Below are 22,128 nucleotides of genomic sequence, written 5' to 3' on the forward strand. Positions count from 1 at the left end.
CGTCCACCCGGAGACGAAAGATACCGTCATCCACGCGGGAACAGGTGGAGGCCGACGCGAGCATTTCATGCGATCCAGGTCAGGTGCGCACGCTCAGCGCCGGCCTCCGAGGTCCACTCGTACCGCGGACAAACGGGGGGGTCAAGCACCTGGACAAACGTTCGGTTCCGGGACGAACGGGCGGTGGCGGCAATGGCTGCACGCGCTCGACGCCCCTCGACGGGCATCCCTCCATGCAAGCGCAAGCGTTCCACGGGCCCCCCGGAGGGGGTCGAAACGCTTCACGTTGCGTGCGTCGTGCCTCCCGGAGGGTCGGGGGACGCAACATCGAGCGGTGAAGACCCCTTTGGAGGGGTCGAGAATGGCTCCGTCTTGTGAGATTCGTGGCCTCACGAGGCCCCCGACGCGCTTCCGATTGCGACCGTGACCCCGGCGGAGCCTCGCACGACGCAAATCGAACCGGCGTGATGCCCTCCGGAGCCTCACCCACCGCAACGACGAGCGCCCGACGACCCTCCGAGGGTACCCCCCACCGGTACGTCCTCCTACAAAAGACCCCCTCGAAGGCACCACGATCGCATCGGCGAGCGTTCCCTGACCCTCGCGGGGCATTGCACACGCAGATCGATGCGCCTCACGACCCTCCGGGGGGCTCGCCATGCGCTTCACCTTGCGCTTCCCACTCCCCATCCCCTTGCATCGACCGCATCGCGGTCGATGCACCCTCGGTCCAGGCCGTGCCTGGTCCGGGTCCAGGGGTGGACAACCCCTGGTCGGGGCCCGGGGTGAAACCCCGGCGACCACGCTTCAGACTACCCACGCGTCGCGCGGTACAGCATGTCTACGAGCCTCGGCGCGCGGCCCACGAGTGGAGCGAGCAGCTCGAACACGGGTGGATGGAGCAAGAGGCCATGAAGCGCGCCGGCGACGAGGAAGCGGGCTGCGAAGGCGCGCGAAAATGCCCGCGTGTACGCGCGGATGGGGTCTGGCGAGAAGGTTGCGAGGGAGGCGAGACGGCCGCTGCGGAGTGCGATGGCCATGCCGTCGCCCGTGAAGGAGGGGACGAGACGTGCTGCGTCGCCGGCGAAGAGCAGGGGGACGCCGGTCGTGGGGCAGGCGCGTGCGACGGCTTGGGCGCCGAAGCCGAAGCGGGCGAGGCCGCGGGGTTTTTGGGTGGGCGCGCCCAGGGATGCGAGGCGCCGCGCGAGGGCGGGGTGGCGCGTCGCGTGGTCTTCGAGGGTTTGCCAGACGGGGCGGGCGTTGCCTTCGAGGAGCGCGCACACGCCGATGCGGCCGTCTTCCACGGGGTTCACGCCGATGTATCCGCCGGGCACGAGGTAGAGCTCGACGTCGGCTTCGAGTGGCGTCGGCGCGCAGTAGGCCTTGATCGCGACGAAGCTTGGGCGCGCGGCGCTCGCGCGTGGCAGATCGAGCGGGGCGTCGAGCGTGGAGCGTTTGCCCATCGAGAGGACCAGGCTCCGCACGGCATGCGTGCCGGCCTGGCTCTGGATTTCGAGTGCGCGCGGCGGCTTGGGGGCCATGGCGCGGACGGGCGTGCGTTCGAGGACCGTGGCGCCTGCTTCTCGGGCGCGACGGGCGAGGAAGGCCTCGAGGGCTGCGCGCGTGATGCCGAGTGCGGGGTGGCCGGGGAGCGTCAGATCGAGACGCGCGCCACCTGCGCCGAAGAGGGCGACGGCGCGCAGATGGGCGGGCTTCAGCGCGGAGACGAGGTCGCCGCAGCCGAGGGCGTCGAGGTCTTCTTCGGCTTCGGGTGAGAGGAACTCGCCGCAGACTTTGTCGCGGCCGATCACGCCGCTCTCCCAGACGAGCACCTCGCGGCCGCGCTGGGCTGCCGCGATGGCTGCGGCGAGGCCGGCGAGCCCGCCTCCCACGATGCCGAGCGGAGGTCGTTCGCTCATCGCCCGGAGGTCGTCTCCAAGAGGCCGATCTCCGTGCAGAACCCTGGGCCGAACGCCGTGACGAGCCCGAGTGCGCCTGGCCCGAGCGGCGCGTGCTCGTGCAGGAGCTCGTCGAGCGCGACGAGCACGGTGACCGAGGACATGTTGCCGTGGCGCGCGAGGGTGTCCCAGCTCGTGCGCGTCACGCTCTTCGGCAAACGCGCGTGATCCTCGAGCGCCTCGAGCACGCGCCGACCGCCCGGATGCACCGCGCCGAACGAAAACTGGCTCGGGTCTTCGACGTGGAACCGCGCGAGCGCCCGCGCAAAGACGTCCGGCAAGCCACGCTCGGCGAAGGGGACGACGTCGCGCGAGAGCTTGATCTTGAGCCCCTCCTCGCGCACCTCGAAGCCCATGAAGTGCTCGGTGCAGGCGAAGAGCTCGCGGAACGTGTCGCGGATCTGGAGCGCCGGAGCCTTCGCGTTCTGCCGCTCGGCTCGCTCGCCCGCGAGCAGCACGGCGGCGGCGCCGTCGGCGAAGATCGCCGCGGATACCAGGTTTTCCTCGCTCCGATCCTCGGGCAAGAACGTCACCGAGCAGAGCTCGACGCACACGACGAGCGCGCGGGCCGTGGGGTGGCCGGCGAGCCATTCGTGCGCGATCGCGAGCGCCGCCGCGCCGCCCGCGCAGCCGTGTTGCGTGAGGTTGATGCGGCGGACGTTCCGCGAGAGCGAGAGGGCCGCGACGAGCGTCGCGTCCATCGCAGGAATCTGGAATCCCGTGCAGGAGACCGTGACGACGAGGTCGATGCTCTCGCGCTCGTCCTCGGTCGTCCCCTCGGCGATGCGCCGCGAGAGCGCGCCGCAGGCGTCACGGACGGTCGTGCGGTAGAGCTCGTTCTTCGCGGAGAACGAGCGGCCGACGGCGAGGAGCTCGTGCGGGGCGATGACCAGGTTCCTGCGCTCGACCGCGCTCCTGCGGAAGAGCTGGCGGGCGAGCCCGAGGGCGCGTCCATCGAGCCACCGAGGGAGCGCCTCGGAGAGCTCGTCCTGGCTATACGAGCGCCCCGGAAAGAACGTCCACGTCTGTTCGATGATCGCCATTCGAGCAGGCGACAGCGGCAAATTTCGTGCGCGGGAGGGCGCTGGGCAGGGGGCGCACGGATCAGGAGGCGCGTCCGGGGCGTCGCCATTCACCGCGCAGAGCCGCCACGCTCGGGCGCGCGAGCGCGTCGCGAAGGCCGGTGCCGGCGGGCTGCACGAGCAGGAAGAACGCGAGGCCGAGCACGCCTCCGAGCTTGCTCGTCGTCGACACGAAAGGCTCGTGCAGGGCGAGCGCCGTCACGCCCGCGGCGAGCGCGAGGACCCCGACGAGGAAGAGCCAGCCGAGGCGGGTCTTTTGACGACAAAAGGATCGTGGATCGATCGTCGAGAGGATCAGCGTGCCGTCCTCGGCGGGCGCGAGACGCGGCGTCGGGCCGTCGCTCCGGAGGGCGCCGAAGGCGTAGAGGGCGCTGCCCTCGGGGATGTGCGCCGTGACCTTTCGGGAAAAGCCGCGGGCTTTTCGGGCGTCGGGCAGGGCCGCGTCGAAGGCCTCGGGCGAGGGGCAGGCGGCGGCGGCACGGAGCGCGTCCGGGCCGTGCCAGACCTCGACGCCGGGGCCCGTGCGCGGCGGGATCTCGACAGCGCGTCCCTCCGCCTCGATCGCGCCGCCGAAGGACGCGCCTTCCGCGGGCCTGTCCTCGAAGAGCACGACGGGTTCGTCACCACGTGCGAGCCTTCCGACCTGCGGGATCCCGTGCGCCGCGAGGGCCCGGCCTTCTCCGTCGCCGCGCGTCACGCGTCCGATGAGGAGGCCCGTGCCTTCGGTTTTCGGGCCAAGCGGAACGAAGCGCCGCGCGAGCGCGGAGAGGGCCGCGATCTCCTTGTACGCGGCGGCGACGACGAGCAGGGTGTTCACCCACAGGACCCCGAGGACGAAGAGGCCCATGAGCTCGTAGGGCAGGGGCTTTCCCATCCTTTTACGCGCTCGCGGCTTCGGCTTCGGCGCGGCGGATCTCCCGCGGCGCGAGGTCGATCTGTGGGCCTTCCGTCTCCGCCTTGGCGACGTCACGCATCAGGGGACGGGAGGGCCGGAGGAGGTAGGTCCGGAGCAGGTAGAGGACCATGCTCGGCTCGTCGAGGCTCGGATCCACGCGGGGGACGACCTCGCGCCGGTGCGCCTCGGCGAGCGCGGACCAGTGCAGGCCGGCGCGGTTGTGGTGGATGGTGTGGTAGCCGTTGTTGCACATCACCCAGTTGAAGGCGCGACCGACGAAGTTCCGCGAGTGGTTCCATTCGCTCGTGGTGTCGCAGCGATCATGCTGGATGAGGTTGATGCGCAGGATGCAGCGCGCGCCGTAGAGCTGCGGGACGAGCACGAAGAAGAGCGTCGTCCAGACGTCGTAGACGAGGAGGGCGCCGGTGAGGCCGAAGGCAAAGACCTGCTCGACGAGGTACTGCCGCACGAACTCCTCGCGGCCCTTGATGCGGGCCCAGCGCGAGACGCCCGCGAAGGTGTTCGGGCCAGCGACGTTGGGGAAGTGGATCAGGTTGAGCAGGTTCCACTTGAAGGAGACGTGCGTCGGCGCGGCCCAGTCGGGCTTGCCGTCATCCTCGAAGTGGTGGTGGACGAGGTTGTGCGAGGGGATGTTCGCGGAGGCGGGGTAGAGCGCGCCGAAGCTCAAGACGACGCGGAAGAGCATGTTGAGCCGGCGGCTCTGGAAGATGCCCTGGTGGAGGTGGTTGTGGATGACCACCGTGTTGAGGAAGCTCAGATAACAGGCCGCGGCGAGGAACAAGACGTTCCGGCAGGCCGGCACGAAGACCATCGAGGCAAGGACGCCAAGGTAGGCCAGAACGATGCCGATCTGCCGCCATTCGGCCGGGTGCTTCACCAGCCAGGGGCTTCGGTCAGTAAGCGAAGAGGACACGGCTCCGCCTTCTACCATCCGTCCCGGTCAGTCGACAATCATGGACGAACGGACAGATTTGCGTTAACCGATACGTTCAGAACGCCGTGACAGCCATCGTCTCGACCTTAACGTCCTTACCCTTCACCCAGCTCCGTCGAAACCGCTATTTTTACTTGTGGTACGACGGCTTTTACCTGGTCCTCTGCGGAGCGCTGGTCGCCGTGATGGTGACGACGGGCTTCCAAGGGCTCGCGCCAGCCTGGGACGCTCGTCTGTGGCTCGTGCTGCCGCTGGCCTGTCACCTGCAGATCCTGTGCAGCGTGTTCATCCACAACGCGACGCACAACAACTTCCCGCGGCCGATCAACCGGATCGTCGGGGAGCTCTGCGGGATGGTGGTGCTGACGCGGTTCGCCTCCTGGGAGGTGATCCACCAGCGGCACCACCGATACTCGGACGACGTCGCAAAGGACCCACACCCGGTATTACCGAGCTACTTCAAGTTTCTGGTAAACACGATCGTGAACGTGGAGCATCAGCTCCAGCAGATTTATTTCGATCTGTACGGCGACACGCCCGAGAACCGTCGATACGAGCGGCTGCGGGCGTACGTGAGTTACGGGACGAACCTGCTCTTGATCGCGACGTGGTTCCTGTTCCTCGGGAAGGTAGGCTTCTTCTTCCTGTTCGTGCCGGCGTCGATCATAGGCTTCTTCCACCTCGTGCACTTCAACTGGTCGACGCACAACGCATTCTCGCCAAGCAACGATTTCAAGCCGGTCAACCTCGACCACGGCTATTACAAGATCGGCAATTGGCTGTGGTTCGGCATTTACATGCACGCAAACCACCACAAGCGCGCAGGAATGTTCAATCCCGCGAAGCTGCAGCCGAGTCTGCCGATCACGCCGCCGCCAGGCTGAAGGCCGTTGCGCCGGGGCGCTGCCCCGGACCCCGCGGGGGCTGTTCGCCCCTCGACCCGAACCAGGGCAAGCCCTGGACCTCAGGGGGAAGAACTGCGCGATGCGCAGTTCTTCCCACAGGCCGGTGGCAAGACCGCGAAGGTGTGTTTCACGCCGTCGGCGTCATCGGTCGAGACGTCAGCGCTGCTGGCAGGATCGTCGCTGCTCTTACCTCGGCCTGTTCGATGAACTGCGCGTTGCGCAGTTCATCGACCCCGGGTCCAGCGCTTGCGCTGGTCCGGGTCCAGGGGCGGACAGCCCCGGTGGGGCCTGGGGCAAAGCCCCAGCGCAACGGCTTCGAGCGGGTCACCGCGTCGTCGCAGGCTTCGGGCCCTCGGGGGGCTTGGGCGCCGCCGGGGCGGGCTTCGGGGCTTCCGTCTTCGGGGCCTCGGCCGGTTTGTCCTTCGTGCCGTCGGCTGGCTTCTCCGTCGCACCCGTGGGCTTGCCGGCATCCGTGCCCGCGTCGGCCGGGGCGGCGTCGGTCGCTGCGTCGGTCGCGGCGTCTTCGGCGCCTGCGTCGGCTGGTTCGGCGGGCGGGGCGGCTTCGGGGGCGGGCTTCGGGGGCTCTTCTGTGGGACGTTCGTCGGTCCAGCACGCGGCGTTCGGCGGGGGCTGGAAGGTGAACGCGTGGGAGGCGCGATCGCCCTTCTTCGTGACGAGCGGGTCGGTCTTGTAGACCTTGGCCTCGCCGCACTCGTACGTCGTCAGGTCACGCTCGGGGGTCTTGCCTGCGCGGAGTGGCACGGAGGCGCGCTCGTTGCCGCACTGCGCCCACTCGACCTTGTACTCGGCGTTCGCGTCCGGCAGGACGAGCCGCGCGCCTGGATCGCCCTCGGCGCGCTTGCCGAGAATCATGACGCGCGCGATCTGATCGTCGTCGTCGAGCACGGTGACCCGGACTGGCTGGCGCAGGCCGCCGCGCATCTTGTTGTTCGCCCCGCCGAGCGTGAAATCGGCGCAGACGGGCTCGCCCGTCACGGTCGAAGTCACCTGGGTGTTGGAGCAGGCTACGAGGGAGGTCGCGAGGAGCGCGAGGGCGGCGAACGCGGGGCGCGAGCGCAGGCTGGGGCGGATCACGCGCGCAGCGTCGCCCCGTGGGGGGCCTTTCGTCAAGTCCGGCGCGCTTTCCGGGCGGGGAGCTTTGTTTTTCCGAGCGCGAGCACGTGCTCGAAGTGCTCGGCGGAGACGGGGACGACGCTGAGGCGCGAGCGCTTGAGCAGGGCGATGTCGGTCAAGGCTGGGTCACTCTTGATGACCTCGAGCTCGACGGGGGCTTTGAGTGCGACGACCGGCTCGATGTCGACGGCGCTCCAGTCCTCGCCTTCGGCGGTGGGGTCCGGGTACGCTTCGCGGGCGACGCGGGCGATCCCGACGACGGCCTTGCCCTCGTTCGAGTGATAGAAGAGCAGCAGATCGCCCTTCTTCATGGCGCGCAGGTTGTTTCGAGCCTCGTAGTTGCGCACGCCGTCCCAGACCGCCCGCTTGTCGGCGAGCAGCTGGGCAAACGAGTATTTGTAGGGCTCGCTCTTGACGAGCCAGTAATGCGTCTCCGTCGTCATGGTTCGTCGGGACCATACAGCCCGACTCCCCGATCCAACAACAGGAATCAGTCCGTGATCACGAGCGTGGTGTCGTCGGGGACGAGCCGGGAGAACTCGTCGATTTCGGCGTCGTCGAGCGCGATGCAGCCGTGCGTCCAGTCCGATTGCTTGTGCACGCCGTTCCAGTCGCGCTGGCCCACGCCGTGGATGCCGATGCCAAAGCCGATCGTGCGGCCGGGCGGGACCTCGCCGCGGCGCTTGAGCTCGGCGAACCGCGCGCGGTCTTCGTCGTTCGGGTAGGTCACGTTCAAAAACTGATGGAACAGGCCCTTGAAGCGGCCTTTCACGCGGTAGGTGCCGACGGGCGTGACCTTGTCGCCCTCGAAGCGCTTGGGACCGGCGCCGCCGCTGCCGATCGCGACCTGGTACGTCTTGATCACGCGGCCGCCCTGGGCGACGAGCTCGAGCCGGTGCTCGCTCTTGTCGACGCGGACGAGCGACACGACGTCCGCCGCGGGTTTGCTGGGCTTTGCGGCCGGCGCGCCGGGGAGCGGGGAGGAGAAGAGGACCGTCGGGAGCATGAGCAGCGCGAAGAGGGCGTTCATGCCCCGCTGTCGGGGATCTCCGGGCGAGCGTGACGATCGGGCCACGCGAAAAAAAACATTTTTTCGGCTGTCACACTCCGGGTACGTTCTCCGATGAGGGGGCGATGAGCGCTCCGATGACCATGGACGAACCGAGGCTTGCCGAGTCGCTGGCGGATCCGGAGCTGCGGCGATTCTTGCTCGATTTCGTGCGCCGCAGGGTGTCGCCCGCGGACGCCGACGATATCGTCCAGACGGTCCTCTGCGAGGCGCTTACCGCGAAGAACCGCCCGGACAACGGCGCGGAGCTGCGCAAGTACCTGCTCGGGATCGCGCGGCACAAGGTCGCGGACGCGCACCGGCGCACGGCGCGCGAGGAAGTGCGGGATCCGCCGGAGCTCGTGGCGAGCCCGCCGCCGGTCGAGGAGGAGGCGCTCATGCGCTGGGCCGAGCGTCAGGCCCCGGCGACCGAGGAGGCCAAGAAGACGCTCACCTGGATGGCGCGGGAAGGGGAGGGCGAGAAGCTCGAGAGCATCGCGGAGGAGGAGCAGGTCCCGGCGGCGCGGGTGCGGCAACGCGTGTCGCGCATGCGGCGCTGGATGAAGGAGCGATGGCTCGCGGAGCTCGCGGCCGTGGCGGCGCTCGCGGTCCTCGCGGTCGTGCTCTGGCGGGTGGCCCAGGACGCCGAGGATCCGGAGGAGGCGATCCTGCCGCTGCCGGACCGGGTGCCCGCGCCGTCGGATACGCCGCTCGATCGGGCGAGAGCGCTCCGGGCGGACGCGCTCTGGTGGTGCGAGCGCGGGTCGTACCGGATCTGCGTGGAAGAGCTCGACGCGGCGAAGCAGCTCGATCCCACGGGGGATCAGGCGCCCGAGGTGCAGGCCGCGCGCGAGCAGGCGCGGCGGGCGCTCACGACACCGCCGCCGGTGCCGACGTCGACCGAGCGGGACACGAAGGGCGAGGTCGACGAGAAGGCGCCGGCGCCGAAAAAGGTCGCTCCGCCGCCGAAACCCGTGCCCACGAGCGTGAAGCCGAAGCTCGATCCGGAGCTCCTCGATCGGGGCACGGAGAACGAGAAGGCCAAGCCCGTCCCGAAGCAGCGGAAGAAGGGGGACGATGACTTCCTGAAGAAGTGAGCCGGGGTTCGTTTTTGCCGGCCTTCAGGCCCGAACCGCGTCTTGTCCGGCGAAACCCGCGAGGCCTCGCCCTTGCTTGCCAAGCTTTCGGCCCTCCTGTACGCTGGCCGAGGCGAGGAGTGGTCGGTAGCGTTGCGTCGGCGGTGCGGCTGGAGCGATCTGGATGAAGAACCTGGCCTTCCAGAAAGTGGGCGACTACTTCGTCCTCGTCCACAACGCCATGGCGCCCACCGACGAGGAGTGGGAGGATTGGATGCAGCACTACACGTATGCATCCATTCTGATCGTAACGGACGGGGGAGCGCCGACGGCCTCGCAACGCAAACGCTTGAAAATGCGGGTGGACGAGCTGCGCGCGTCACCGTCCTACGTGCCGAACAAGAAAGAGCCGAAGGTGGCGACGGTCACGGCCTCGTCGTTCGTCCGCGGTGTGATCACGGCGCTCCGATGGTTTTACCATGATGCGTATGCGGCTTTTCCGCCGGAGCACATCAATCAGGCGCTCACGTATCTCGACGTTCCACCGCGGTATCACATTGCGATGAAGACCGCGGTCCAGACGCTCCGGTTGCAGCTCAAGAAGGCGAAGGCCGGCGGGCCGTCGAAGACGATGCCCGACGAAGGCTGACTCCGCGGAAATTCGAGCGACCAGGGGACGAACCCGATCATGCCTTGGTGTTGATAATTACACCGGAAGCGCATGACGACGGTCTTGACGCTGTCGGGGCCGTTCGATAAAAACGGGTGTTGGTCCGTGGCTCGAACGCGTGTGAGCGCGCTCTGGCTACTGACGAATGTCGGACCCGAGGTCGGGCCCCGAGGCTTTTCGCTGCCCGAACGTGAGACCGCTGGAGGCATCGCACCTTGCTTGACGCGAAGAGTCGGCGCTTCCGTGCTTCGAGGGCTCCCCGAGGGGGTGCGGGGTGAGCAGCGAACGGGCGCCAGGCACAGGCGGTGAGCCTCGACCCGTCTCGACGACGGAGTCACCCGCCCCGCCGAGCGTCAATCCGTTGTCGGACGGACCGTCGTCGGTGCGTTTTCCGCGGCTTACCGCGGAGGGGCGAGCGGCGCTCGGAATGCTGGACGAGGAGCGCCGGAGCGAGCCGCCGCCGTCGGTGCGGTTTGCGAGGGCCATACCGGAGGCACGGCACTCGTCGTGGGGGCCGCCGCGCGACGAGGACCATTTGACGGAGCCGCCGCCGTCGGTGCGATTTCCACGAGCAATGCCAGAGGCGCGGCACTCGTCGTGGGGGCCGCCGCGCGACGAGGACCATTTGACGGAGCCGCCGCCGTCGGTGCGATTTCCACGGCCGATGCCGGAGGCGCGGCATTCGTCGTGGGGGCCGCCGCGCGATGACGAGGGGCTCAGCGAGCCGCCGCCTTCACTAAGGTTCCCGCGGCCGCTCTCGGGGCCGCCGCTCGGGATGCGCAGCGACGAGGAGGGGCTTGCGGAGCCGCCGCCGTCAGTAAGGTTCCCGCGGTCGATCGCGCCGTCGGCATCGGAGCGGGTGCCAGGGCGTGACGACGAGGTGCTCTCCGAGGGGCAGGGGTCGGTGCGGCTGCCGCGCCTGACGGCCGAGGGGCGCGCGGCGCTCGGGATGCGCGAGGACGAGCTGCTCGGGGAGGCGCCGTCGGTGCGGTTCCCGTCGCGGCGCCTGTCGGACATGCGTCCGCCGCGGCCCTCGGAGGCGCCGCGCTCGGCGGACTACACGGAGAATCCGCCTTCGGTGAGCCCGCCGTCGGTCCGCTTCCGGCGCGTGAGCGGCGAGGCGGGGCCGGGATATCGGCTGCGCGAGGGGGCGTGCGCGGTCGCACTTTTCACCGAGGGGCGCTGGATCCTGCCGGCGTCCGTGGTGCGTCTCTCGCCCTCGGCGGTGTGGTTTTCCCCGGGCGACGGGCTGATCCCGCGGCTCGGCGGGCGCGTCACGGCGTACATGCTCTCGGGCAAGGGCGCGGTGGGTCCCGTCGAGGGCGTGGTGGTCTCGATCGAGCCGACGGGGCCGCAGGGCAGCGTGATCGTCAGCGTGCAGTTCGAGCGGGTCACGCGGGATCTCGGCCGGAAGATCCTCGGCCTCCTGCAGGAGCTTTGCGTCGTCGGGCAGGCGGATCTCGCGCGGAGCCTGTCGCGCGTCCGCGAGCAGATCGACGATCCGGGCCGGGTGCGGGCGATCCTGCGGGCGCTGATCCACGCGGGCAGCGAAGGGCTCGTCGTGGGGTCGGAGGTGCCGGTCAAGGCCGAGAAGATCGAGACGCGCGAGGAGACGCGGGTCGTGTGGAAATCGGCGCAGAGCTGGGGCGCGCCGCCGTACGTCATCGATCTCGGCGGGTACAACTCGATTCACCGGATCCACCTCGACAAGGCCGAGTTCGAGGCCGACGGGCGCGTGACGACGCCGATGCCGACGCGGATCGAGCGGGTGCGCCACCGATGGTTCCGTCGGTGCAAGGTGCAGCGCCCGGTCACGGCGTCGTTCAAGCATCCGATATGGCCCGAGGTGGTCGTGTCCGGGCGCCCCGTGCTCGACGTCTCGTTCGCGGGATTGTGCTTCGAGGTCGACGCCGACCAGGATCTCGTGTTCCCGGGCCTCGAGATGCCGGACATCGAGGTCTGCGTGGGAGACGACGCGCCGCTGCACTTGCACGGCGAGGTCCGGTACGTGCTCCCGGCGCGCAATGGCGGGAAGGCGCGGTGCGGGGTCAAGGTGGGGCCGCGGACGACGAAGGACGAGGGGCCGTGGATGCGGCTCGTGAGCCAGGAGCTGCACGAAAAGACGCTCGGCGGATCGGAGACGCCGGAGTCGATGTGGAGCTTGCTGCAGCAATCGGGATATTTCAATTTGTCCGGTAAAACGCCGGATCAATTCGAGCCGCTGAAGAAGACGTTCCTCGAGTTCGGCGCGCGGGCGGCGGCAGCGCCGCGGATCATCTGCCAGGCCGTGTGGCCGTCGGAGCGCGGGATCGAGGCATCGCTGTCGGTGGCGAAGATTTACGGCGGGAGCTGGCTCGTTCATCAGCTCGCCAAGCGGCCGGGCAAGGCGCCCGGCGTCGCGCACGTGCGGCAGATCCTGCGCGACATCTATCTGCGGGCGTTCGAGTATCCGCAGCTCGATCCGGCCTTCACCTGGGCGCTCGCGTTCATCGATGGCGAGGTGCCGTGGTCGATGGCGCACCTCGATTTCGCGCGGCCGTACGTGGAGCAGGGGCTCGCGGCGATCCGGCCGTTCCGGCTGCTCGAGCTGCAATCGGCCGGGACGAGCGAGACGGTCTCGGGCGAGCGCTTCGACGTCGGGCCGGCGGCACCTTTCGAGACGGCGTGGCTGCTCGACGAGCTCGGCAAGACGCATACGGCGGCGCTGCTCGACGCGCTCGATCTCGTGCCGGAGCGGGTGGATCTCGGGGAGACGGCGCGGCTCTGGAAGGAAGCGGGGATGGGGCGCGAGCGCACGTTCTTCACGGCGCGGCGCGCGGGCGTGCCCGTGGCAGCGGCGATCGTGGAGACGGGCGAGACGGGGACGAATCTGTTCCGGCTGCTCGATTGCGTTCGGCTCTACGAGCTCGGCCGCGGCGGGCGGGCCGCGTTCGTGCCGCTGATCGAGGAGGCGCGGCAGTTCTATCGCAATCGCGGGAAGTCGAGCTTTGTGTACATGCACGAGCACCCGGACGGCGAGCACATCGAGCGCTGCAAGATGCTGGATCTCGGGCCGGGCAATTGCTGGGCGATATCGGCGCAGATCCTCCCGGAGTTTCTGGAGCACGTCTACGAGCTCACGGCCATCGGCCGGTACAAGCCGAAGCAGGGGAAGGAATGAAGCTCGCCGAGCGGCTCGCGGCGCTGGCCGCGGGCGTGGATCAGGGGACATACCAGCCGGCGCTGTTTTCGCTCGCCGATTCGTGGGATCGCCGCAAAGTCGAGGAGCTCGTCGCCGGGGGTCAAGTCCGCGAGGTGCACGATCGGTACGTCGAGCAGCTCACCGAGCTTTGCGCGACGCGGTCGCCGAAGCAGAGGCTGCGCGGCGCAGCGCTCGACGAGGTGGTGCGGGCGGCGCTCGGGGACGGTCCGCCGGAGGAGCGCGGGACCTGGGTCCATTACCCGTGGAGCGGGCGGCTCGTGCACGTGCTCGGCGAGGCCGAATATCGCGAGCTCCGTTTTTCACGCAATCGATACAAGATCACGCCCGACGAGCAAGCGCGGCTCCGGGACAAACGGATCGGCGTCGTGGGGCTGTCCGTCGGGCAGGCGAGCGCGGTGACGCTCGCGCTCGAAGGCGTGGGCGGGATGCTAAGGCTCGCGGATTTCGACGAGCTCGCGCTCTCGAACATGAACCGCCTGCGCGCCGGGGTGCACGAGATCGGCTTGCACAAGTGCGTGATTGCAGCACGCGCGATCGCGGAGATCGATCCGTATGTGCGGGTCGAGGTGATCCGGACGGGGATCACCGAGGAGAACGTCGAGGCGTTCCTGAACGAGGGCGGAAAGCTCGATCTCGTGATCGAGGAGTGCGACGACCTTTATACGAAGGTGTTTCTGCGCGAGCGGGCGCGGGCGCACGGGATCCCGGTGCTGATGGAGACGAACGATCGGGGGATGCTCGACGTCGAGCGCTTCGATCAGGAGCCGGATCGGCCCGTGTTGCATTCGCTCCTGCGGGGGCTGTCGGCGGCGGATCTCAAGGGGCTGACGCAGGCGCAGAAGGTGGCCATCGTGCTCCGGATCATCGGGCCGGACGCGCTCAAGGGTCGCCTCGGGGCGTCGCTGCTCGAGGTCGAGGAGACGACGACGTCGTGGCCGCAGCTCGCCTCGGGGACGATGCTCGGCGGCGCAGTGTCGACCGACGCAGCGCGGCGTGTGCTGCTCGGTGAGTTGACGCGATCGGGGCGGTACTTCGTGGACCTCGACGCCCTCGTGAAGGACGGGCGCGAGGCGGAGGTGCTGGTCGACGCAGCGCTGGAGGAGGCGCTCGTGCGGAAGCCGCTCCCGGCGCCCGAGGCGCCGCCGCTCGCGCGGCCGGCCGACAAGCGGACGGTGACGCGGGAGGACGTGCGCAGGCTCGTGGGATTCGGCGTGCTCGCGCCCTCGGGCGGCAACGCGCAGCCGTGGCGGTTCGTCGCGAAGGGCGGGCGGGTGCGGTGCAAGGTGTCGCCGGACGGGGGCCGGTCGCTGAACGATTTCCAGAACACCGCAAGCTTCGTGGCGCTCGGCGCGGCCGTGGAGAACATGGTGCTCGCCGCGCCCGCGATGGGGCTGTCGGCCGAGGTCGTCGATGCGCCGGACGCGAACGATCCGCGCGCCGCATGTGACGTGGTGTTCCGCGTGGACGACTCGTCGTACGCGGTCGATCCGCTCTGCGCGGTGATCGGCGCGCGATCCACGAACCGCAAGCCCGGCACGGGCGCGGCGCTCTCGGAGTACGCAGCGGCGCGGCTCGCAGAGGCGGCGGAGGTGCGCGGGGGAAAACTCCTGCTCGTGACCGATCGGTCAGCGATCGCCGAGATCGGGGAGATCCTCGGGCAGGCCGATCGGATGCTGTTCCTGTCGCGCAAGCACAACGAGGAGATGGGCGCGGAGCTGCGCTGGACGGAGGAGGAGGCGCTCCGGACGCGAGACGGGCTCGACGTGCTCACGCTCGACGTGCCGCCGTCGGCGCTCGCGGCGGTGCGGCTCGCGACCACGTGGAAGGCCGTAGAATTCGCGGCAAAGATGGGCGGCGGCGGGGCGCTCGCGAAGTCCGCCCGGCAGTTGGTCGTGTCGTCGTCCGCGATGGCGCTCGTGGTGTTTCCGGGGACGTCGTCGCGCTCGTACTTCGAGGGCGGGCGAGCACTCGAGCGCGTGTGGCTAGATGCGACGGCGCAGGGGATCGCGCTCCAGCCATGGTCGGCGATGCTATATCTGTTCGCACGGCTCGAACGGGGCGGAGCCAAGGGGCTCGAGCCGAAGGTGCGCGAGCAGCTCGGAGAGCTCCGGCAGCGGTTCTTGCGGGTGTTCGACGTGCCCGCAGGGCACGCAGAGATCCTCCTGTTCCGGCTCTCGAAGGCGGAGCCGCCCACGGCGCGGTCGCTCCGGAAGCCAGTCGAGGATGTGCTGACGTTCGTGTAGGCCTGGGGCCGCTGCGCTGGGGCGTTGCCCCAGGCCCCACCCGGGGCTGTCCGCCCCGGGACCCGGACCAGCGCAAGCGCTGGACCTTTTGTCGATGAACTGCGCGATGCGCAGTTCATCGAACAGGCCGCAGTCAAGACCACGAGCGACCCTGCCCATCAAGACAGCCACGCTGCCCTTTCAACTGGCAACGCGGTCTCTGGTCTTGCCACCGGCCTGTGGAAGAACCGCGCGATGCGCGGTTCTTCCAACCCGAGTCCAGGGCTTGCCCTGGTTCGGGTCGAGGGGCGAACAGCCCCCGCGGGGTCCGGGGCAGCGCCCCGGCGCGGCGGCCCCAGCCCTAGCCCCAGCTAGTCCGCGATCGGCCAGCGCAGGCGGAGGATCTCGGGGGCGATGCGGCGGAGCTCGGCGCGCAGGGACGTGGCTGTCATGCGTTGCTCTGGGTTGTGGCGCAGACACTGGAACAGGAACATGCCCACCGAGGCGAGCCGACCCTGCGAGAGACGGCGGATCTTCGGGGGCAGACCGTCGTGCGTGAGGTGCGCTGAGATCAGCGCCACGTCGCTCGGACCGTCGAAGAGCGTGTCGCCGGTGAGCACCTCGTATGCGAGGCAGCCGAAGCTGTAGATGTCGGCCGTGAGTGGCGTCGCGGTCGCGCCCTCGGGCACGATGTCCCAGACCTCGGGCGCGCCGTAGTTTGCGGTGGCGCAGCCGGGTCGGATGTGCCGGCCTGCGAGGCCGAAGTCGACGAGCACTGGACCTTTGCCGCCGCGCAGGATGATGTTCGAGGGTTTTACGTCGAGGTGGCCGATGCGGACCGAGTGCATGGCTTCGAGGCCCGCGAGGACGCCGTCGAGCAGCGCGAGCGCGGTCTGGATCGTCAGGCTCCGGCTGTCGATGAGCTGATCGCAGCGCACGCCCTCGATGAGCTCCATCACGAGGATCGGCTTCGGCCGCGCGCCCGCGTCGAACGTGACGAAGCGCGGGAGGTTCGCGTGATCGGGGAGCGACAAGAGCGCGCCGGCCTCGTCGCGGAAGAGCTTCAAGAACTCCGCTTCGGAGACGCTGCGCGCGGCTGTTGCGTCGTAGTCGGGTACTTTGAGGGCAAAACGTTCGGCGTTCGCGTCGTGCCGCTCTTCGGCGCGCGTGACGATGAAGACCGTGCCGATCGCGCCGCCGCCGAGCCGGCGGTGGACGAAGTAGCCGCCGATGGTGCGGCGTGGCGGCAGCCACGCGGGCAGGGGGAGATCGGTCGTGGGTAGGTCGTCGGGCTCGCTCGCGCTCGTGCCGGCGCGCTGGCCGGGGAGCACGCAGAGACGCGGCAGGACGAGCGAGGCGACGAGCGCGATCGGGGCAGGGACGGAGGCGCGGGCGGCTGCGACGAGTTTTTCGATCGCGGCCTGGAGCTCGGATGTGGCGCCGCCTTCGCGGGCCATGCCGGCGGCGAGGGCGAGCGCGTGGGCGCCGAGGATCGTCGAGTGCGGGTTCTCGTCGCTCTCGCCGTCGCCGAAGCGGCGGCGCGCGGAAGCTGTGAGACGCGCGAGCGCGACGAGCGCGTCTTCGAGGGAGACGAGGGGAGAACCCTCTTTCGTGGCGGACTCGGCGAGCGGAGCGAGGGCGCGCGCCGCGCGGACGGCGTCGAGGCCGCGGGCGAGGCGGGCGAGCGCGGTGCGCAAGGCCTCGGTGCGCTGCGAGGCGCCCTGCGGGAGCTCGGTGACCAGGGACTCGAGCGCGGCGAGGGCCGCGTCCATGCGCTCCTCGGCGCCGCGATCGGCCGCGGCCGCGTTGATCGCGTCGGTGAAGCGCGAGTGGCAGGCGAGGAGCTGGCGGACGTCGGGGTGCACGCTCGCCTCGGCGAGGATCGCGAGCGTCTCGGGATCGCCGCTCCGCATGCAGGCGAAGAGCAGGACGTCGGCGGCGTCGGCGGCGTGCGTGCGGACGAGCGCGTCGAAGGCGCGGGCGACGGTGGCGACGACGGCGCGGCGGAGGGGCGATCCGGGCTCGGCGGTGAGGCGCTTCGAGAGCACGTCGCACGTATCGAGCAGGCGGCGTTTTCCGCGACTGCGGGCGGCGTCGCCGTCGCTGTCGCCGTCGGTGCTCTCGCCGTCGACGACGTGGAGCAGGGCGCGGAGGTTTCGCTGGTGAAACGTGGCGTGTGGAGGCGTGCCCTCGGGCGGGGACTGCGCCTCGATGCGGAGGAGCCAGCGCGTGATGCGATCGTCGAGGGCGTCGAGGCCCTGGGCGGTGCCGTCGGTGCCGGAGCCGCGTCGTTCGAGCAGGAGCAGGCTGCGGAGCGCGCCGGACTCGTACAGGTTCGAATCGAGCTCGCGGACGAGGCGGGCCGCGGCGCGACGGGAGAGGTTCGTCTGCGGAAGGCCGGGCGGCAGGGCGCTCGGTTTGATGGGGAGGCCGCCGCGCGCCGAGGGCGTGGGACTCGGGCCTGCGTCGAGGGCGTCGAGGGCGTCGAGCGTGCTCGCGGCGAGATCGAGCGCGCCGAGGGCGCGGGCGTGGGCCTCGCGCGAGCCGCTCTCCACGAACGCGTCGACGGCGCTGCGCACGGTGGCGGCGAGCTCGGAGGGCTCGCGACCTTCGAGATCGCGGAGAATGCTCTGGCCGAGGGCCGTGAGGCCGTCATCGGTCTGCGGGGCGGCGAGGCTCACGGCGAGGGCCTGCACGCATGCGGCGCGAGCGCGCGTGCCGAACGCGGGGCCGAGCTCCACGCGGAGATCGGCGACGCTGTCGGCGACGGCGATCGGGTGAACGGCGGTGATCGCTTCGAGGAGCGCTTCGGCGGCTTCGGGCTCGGCGTCGGCGGCGCGCGGCAGGCCCCAGACCATGGCGATCGCGAGGCCGGGATCTTCGCGCAAGAGGCCCGAGGCGAGGAGATCGCGGCTCGTGGCGAGGTTGTTCTCCGGATCGACGGCGATGCTCGCGACGAGCGAGGTCGCGGCGCGACGCCACTCGGTGGGCGTGAGGTTCGGCGCGAGGTTTTTTCGAATCTCGCGCTCGAGCTCGGGGAGCGCGCCGGAGAGCAAGCCACGCGCGGCCGCGACGTGGCGCCAGACGAGCGTCTCGCGATCGGCGAGGAGCAGGTGGTAGGCCTCGAGGACGACGTCGGGCGCGGTGGCGCGGCTCGAGGAAGCGGGTGCGTCGGCGCTCAGGCCGCGGAAGAGGCGCAAGGCGTCGTCGTCGCCCTGGCTTGCGCGGCGGACGGCCTCGCGCGCCGCGCGTTCGAGCAGGCGCGCGGCGAGGCGGCGCTCGGGGAGCGAGCCGGTGGAGGCGCTGCCGACCCAGTCGCGCGCGAGGTCGCGGCGGGAGACGAGCGCGAGCGCGAGCGGATCGACGGGCACGTCGACGCTGCTCGGGAGCTGCAGGGCGAGGGCGATGCGCGCGCGCACGGGCGCGCCGGCGAGGGCGCGGGCGCTGCCGAGGGCCATGCGCGTGGCGAGCGCGACGAACGTGGCGGCGCTGCCGTCGTAGAGCTGGGCGAGGACGCGCCTTCCGATCTCGCGTCGCTCGGGACCGAGCGGCAAGGCGCCGGCGATCTCGTAGAGCGCGACGGCGGCGGCCGCGGGCGCGAGCCAGCCGAGGTCATCGAAGAGCCCGTCGGCGAGCGCGACGCGGATGCCTGCGAGCAGCGCTTCTGCGGAGAGACCATCGAGCGGCGGCGGGCCGTCGAGCGAGGCCTCGATCGCGAGTGAGGCGATGCTCTGCCGGAAGACGCTGCGGCGCGCGCTGCGATCTTCGTACCTGTGGAGCTCGAGGAGTCCGTCGAGGAATTCGGCGCGCGCGCGCAAGGGTGTGCCTCTAGATCGTGATGATTCCCCGAACGACGGATGTGGGCAACGTTTTTACCATCGTCTCGAGCGGAAGGATTTCGCGCGCTTGCGAGGCGGCGATCCGTTTGCAAGGGTGCAGACATGTCGAAGGATCCGAGCGAGGCGCGCGCGCGGCTCGAAGCGATGTCGGTGGGGTTTCGCGCGAAGTACGTGACGTACGACGAGCTCACGCGGCAGGTGCGGGCCTGGGCCGAAGGTTTTCCCGAGATCGTACGGCTCCAAAGCATCGGAAAAACGCTGGAAGGACGCGACATCTGGTTGCTCGCGATCGGGCGGGATCCCGAGGGAGACGGGCCGGCGGCGTGGGTGGACGGCAACATGCACGCGGTCGAGCTCGCCGGGTCGAGCGTGGCTCTCGCCGTCGCCGAGGACGTGATCCGGAACCTGGTTTGTCCGAGCGATCCTCTGCACGATCTGCCCGCGCACCTCGGGGCGCTCTTGCGGGAAGACGTGGTGTTTTACGTGCTGCCGCGCATGTGCCCGGACGGCGCGGAGAGCGTGCTCCGCACGGGCGGGTACGTGCGATCGAACCCGCGCGACGATCGGCTCGGCAAGGGCGCGCCGTTCTGGAAGAGCGGCGACGTCGATGGCGACGGGCTCGCGCTCTCGATGCGCAGGCTCGATCCGGCGGGAGATTTCGTCGGTTCGCCGGAGGATCCGGACCTCATGCTGCCGCGACGCATCGAGGACGCGGGGCCGTTTTACACGGTGTATCCCGAGGGCACGATCGAGCACTGGGACGGTTTTTCGATCCCGGCGCCGGACTACCTCTCGGACAACGCGGTCGACATGAACCGCAACTTTCCCTATGGCTGGGCGCCCGAGCCGCAGCAGAAGGGCGCGGGCGCGTACGCCACGAGCGAGCCCGAGTCGCGCGCGGTCGTCGAGTTCACCTCGAAGCACCCGAACATCTTCGCGTGGGTGAACCTGCACTGCTTCGGCGGCGTGTTCATCCGCCCGTCGGGCGAGCAGCCGGACAACCGCATGGATCCCACGGATCTCACGCTCTACCGGACGCTCGAGCGCTGGGCCGACGACATCACCGGCTACCCCATGGTGAGCGGCTTCGAGGAGTTCCTCTACGAGCCCGACAAGCCTCTGCGCGGTGAACTGAGCTCCTACGCGTACATGCAGCGAGGCACGGTCTCGATGGTGTGCGAGCTCTGGGACTTCTGGAAGCAGGTGGGTTTGCCCGTGCTGCGGCCGTTCGTCTGGAACTACCAGCGGCGCACGCGCGAGGACACGATGCGCATGGCCGCGTGGGATCGCGAGCACAACCAGAAGCGGATCGTCGGCGCATGGCGTCCGTTCGTGCATCCGCAGCTCGGGCCGGTGGAGATCGGCGGGCACGATCCGCGGTTCGGCATCTGGAACCCGCCGCCGGATCGCCTCGGCGAGCTCTGCGAGCGGCAATCGCGCTTCTTCCTGCGCCTCGCCTCGCTCGCGCCGCGGCCGCGGCTCGTGGAGGCGCGCGCGACGCGTCTGGAAGGGGATCTCTGGGAGGTGTCGGCCGTCGTCGAGAACCTCGGCTTCTTGCCGACGTTCGTGCTCTCGTCGGCGCGGAGCCTTCCCTGGAACGACGTGGTGCGGGCGCAGATTTCGTTCGGCGAGGGCGTGACGCTCGTGTCGGGCGAACGCGAGGCGGCCGTTGGGCACCTCGAAGGCTGGGGCGCGGTGGACGCGATGAGCTCGCCCGGTTTTCCGCGGACGGGCGGCGGTCCGCGGCGCGGGCGCGTGCGCTGGATCGTACGGGGGCGCGGGGTCGTGACGATCCGCGCGGGCTCGCCGCGCGTGGGCAAAGTGGAAGCGCGCGTGGAAGTGGGATAAAGCAGGCTCGGCCGCCGCCGAGGTTCGGTCGGGCCGGCTCTGGAGGGTTTTTCGTCATGTCGAGGTCGCTCCTCAGCTTGCCGCTCGCCGGCCTGCTCGCGTTTTCGCTCTTCGCGTGTGAATCGAAGGACACCCCGCCGGCGCCCGCGCCGGAGAAGGTCGACGAGGCGAAGGCGAAGGCAGACGCGCTGAAGCCCGAGGCGAAGGCCGAAGCGAAGCCCGAAGAGGCGAAGCAGCCCGAGGCGGAGGCGAAGGTCGAGGCCCCGAAGGACGAGCCCAAGGCTGACGAGAAGGCGAAGACCGAGCCGAAGGACGAGGCGAAGGCGGCGGCGCCGAAGGGCGATACGAAGCCCGCGGCAGACGTCGCCGCGAAGACCTCGGTGCCGGACGCGCCGAACGGGATTCTGCCGAAGGGCGCCGCGGACAAACTCGTCCCGGCGGGCGGGCGGCCGGTCGTGCGGCTGCTCGCGGCGGGCGGCGAGCCGCGATCGGTCGCGTCCTACGCGCTCGTGAAGGGCACGTCGAAGCCGCTGCGCATGGGCATGGAGCTCGAGATGAGCATGAGCGCGGCGGGCATGAACCTGCCGCCCACGAAGATGCCGCGCATGGTCATGACGTTCGACTTCTCGACCGGCGACAAGAAGGGGAGCGACTGGCCGATCGAGGGCACGCTGAAGGACGTCGCGGTCGAGTCGAAGGCGCCGGAGCAGGCCAAGATCGCCGAGGCGCTGCGGCCGCAGCTCGAGCCGATCAAGGGGCTCGGGATGCGCTACTTCGTCGACGAGAAGGGCCGCGTCCACGACGTGACCATGAGCATGCCGAAGGCCGTGCCGCAGGCGGCGCAGCAGATGATGACGGGCATGACGCAGTCGATCGAGTCGATGATGGCGCCCTTGCCGGACGAGGCCGTGGGCAGCGGCGCGAAGTGGGAGGTCATCGGCCGGCTCACGGCGAATGGCGCGGATCTCCTGCAGGTCTCGACGTTCACGCTGAAGGAGCGCAAGGGCGACGTGCTCACGCTGGACGTCGCGGTGAAGCAGCTCGCGGCGAAGGACACGGTGGCGCCGCCGGGCATGCCGCCGGGCGCGTCGGCGCGGCTCGTCGCGTTCAAGTCGCAGGGCAGCGGCACGAGCGTGCTCGACACGAAGGACGTCGCGCCGTCGGGCGGGTCGATGACCGTGAAGAGCTCGATGACGCTCGAGGTGCAGGTGAACGCGGGCGGCAAGACCGAGAAGCAGAACACCTCGGTCAACACGAACGTGACCGTGTCATACGCGCGCAAGTGATCGGGGAG

The 22,128-nt window shown here is 69.9% G+C and carries 15 protein-coding genes; 7 read left to right on the top strand and 8 right to left on the bottom strand.

Annotation, left to right across the window (positions count from 1 at the left end; translation table 11 throughout):
• Positions 1–812: 812 nt before the first annotated feature.
• From KEG57_RS43090 to KEG57_RS43105, 4 genes are all read right to left on the bottom strand, one after another.
• Positions 813–1,919 carry an NAD(P)/FAD-dependent oxidoreductase gene (locus KEG57_RS43090; protein ID WP_272423743.1) on the bottom strand — a complete coding sequence of 369 codons (1,107 nt, stop codon included), beginning with the start codon at positions 1,917–1,919 and terminating at the stop codon, positions 813–815.
• Positions 1,916–3,001, bottom strand: a complete 1,086-nt coding sequence (locus KEG57_RS43095; RefSeq protein ID WP_272423740.1) for a 3-oxoacyl-[acyl-carrier-protein] synthase III C-terminal domain-containing protein — start codon at positions 2,999–3,001, stop codon at positions 1,916–1,918. Before KEG57_RS43095 ends, KEG57_RS43090 begins: the two co-directional genes overlap by 4 nt.
• 61 nt (positions 3,002–3,062) lie before the next feature.
• On the bottom strand, positions 3,063–3,914 hold the full coding sequence (locus KEG57_RS43100; RefSeq protein WP_272423739.1) for a hypothetical protein: 852 nt from the start codon (positions 3,912–3,914) through the stop codon (positions 3,063–3,065).
• Between the two features lie 4 nt (positions 3,915–3,918).
• Positions 3,919–4,869: a fatty acid desaturase gene (locus tag KEG57_RS43105; RefSeq protein ID WP_272423738.1), complete on the bottom strand. Its 951-nt coding sequence runs from the start codon at positions 4,867–4,869 to the stop codon at positions 3,919–3,921.
• Between the two features lie 86 nt (positions 4,870–4,955).
• Between KEG57_RS43105 and KEG57_RS43110 the strand changes: the two genes are divergently transcribed.
• Positions 4,956–5,774 (top strand): fatty acid desaturase, encoded by an 819-nt coding sequence (locus tag KEG57_RS43110; RefSeq protein WP_272423737.1) that lies wholly within the window; start codon positions 4,956–4,958, stop codon positions 5,772–5,774.
• Between the two features lie 345 nt (positions 5,775–6,119).
• Here the strand turns inward: KEG57_RS43110 and KEG57_RS43115 are convergent, their stop codons facing one another.
• From KEG57_RS43115 to KEG57_RS43125, 3 genes are read right to left on the bottom strand one after another with little or no spacing between them, the layout of a single operon-like run.
• Positions 6,120–6,890: a hypothetical protein gene (locus KEG57_RS43115; protein WP_272423736.1), complete on the bottom strand. Its 771-nt coding sequence runs from the start codon at positions 6,888–6,890 to the stop codon at positions 6,120–6,122.
• Positions 6,891–6,922: 32 nt separating this feature from the next.
• Positions 6,923–7,372 carry an EVE domain-containing protein gene (locus KEG57_RS43120; protein WP_272423735.1) on the bottom strand — a complete coding sequence of 150 codons (450 nt, stop codon included), beginning with the start codon at positions 7,370–7,372 and terminating at the stop codon, positions 6,923–6,925.
• 47 nt (positions 7,373–7,419) lie between these two features.
• A complete protein-coding gene (locus KEG57_RS43125) occupies positions 7,420–7,959 on the bottom strand; it encodes a L,D-transpeptidase family protein (RefSeq protein WP_272423734.1) in 540 nt (179 codons plus the stop codon).
• A gap of 116 nt (positions 7,960–8,075) precedes the next feature.
• Between KEG57_RS43125 and KEG57_RS43130 the strand changes: the two genes are divergently transcribed.
• From KEG57_RS43130 to KEG57_RS43145, 4 genes are all read left to right on the top strand, one after another.
• Positions 8,076–9,074 (top strand): RNA polymerase sigma factor, encoded by a 999-nt coding sequence (locus KEG57_RS43130; RefSeq protein ID WP_272459602.1) that lies wholly within the window; start codon positions 8,076–8,078, stop codon positions 9,072–9,074.
• Positions 9,075–9,237: 163 nt separating this feature from the next.
• Positions 9,238–9,702 (top strand): hypothetical protein, encoded by a 465-nt coding sequence (locus KEG57_RS43135; protein WP_272423731.1) that lies wholly within the window; start codon positions 9,238–9,240, stop codon positions 9,700–9,702.
• 880 nt (positions 9,703–10,582) lie between these two features.
• Positions 10,583–12,883, top strand: coding sequence for a hypothetical protein (locus KEG57_RS43140; RefSeq protein WP_272459603.1), 2,301 nt, complete (start codon positions 10,583–10,585; stop codon positions 12,881–12,883).
• On the top strand, positions 12,880–15,168 hold the full coding sequence (locus tag KEG57_RS43145; RefSeq protein ID WP_272423728.1) for an Rv1355c family protein: 2,289 nt from the start codon (positions 12,880–12,882) through the stop codon (positions 15,166–15,168). The genes KEG57_RS43140 and KEG57_RS43145 overlap by 4 nt, the downstream gene beginning before the upstream one ends.
• Positions 15,169–15,518: 350 nt before the next feature.
• Here the strand turns inward: KEG57_RS43145 and KEG57_RS43150 are convergent, their stop codons facing one another.
• Positions 15,519–18,965 (bottom strand): serine/threonine-protein kinase, encoded by a 3,447-nt coding sequence (locus KEG57_RS43150; protein ID WP_272423727.1) that lies wholly within the window; start codon positions 18,963–18,965, stop codon positions 15,519–15,521.
• A gap of 123 nt (positions 18,966–19,088) precedes the next feature.
• Here KEG57_RS43150 and KEG57_RS43155 point away from each other — a divergent pair, with 123 nt between their 5' ends.
• The gene (locus KEG57_RS43155) at positions 19,089–20,834 is read left to right on the top strand and encodes a M14 family metallopeptidase (RefSeq protein ID WP_272423725.1); all 1,746 of its coding nucleotides are present in this window, start codon (positions 19,089–19,091) and stop codon (positions 20,832–20,834) included.
• Between the two features lie 56 nt (positions 20,835–20,890).
• Positions 20,891–22,120: a hypothetical protein gene (locus KEG57_RS43160; RefSeq protein WP_272423723.1), complete on the top strand. Its 1,230-nt coding sequence runs from the start codon at positions 20,891–20,893 to the stop codon at positions 22,118–22,120.
• Positions 22,121–22,128 lie beyond the last annotated feature (8 nt).

The sequence above is a fragment of the Polyangium jinanense genome, from assembly GCF_028435365.1.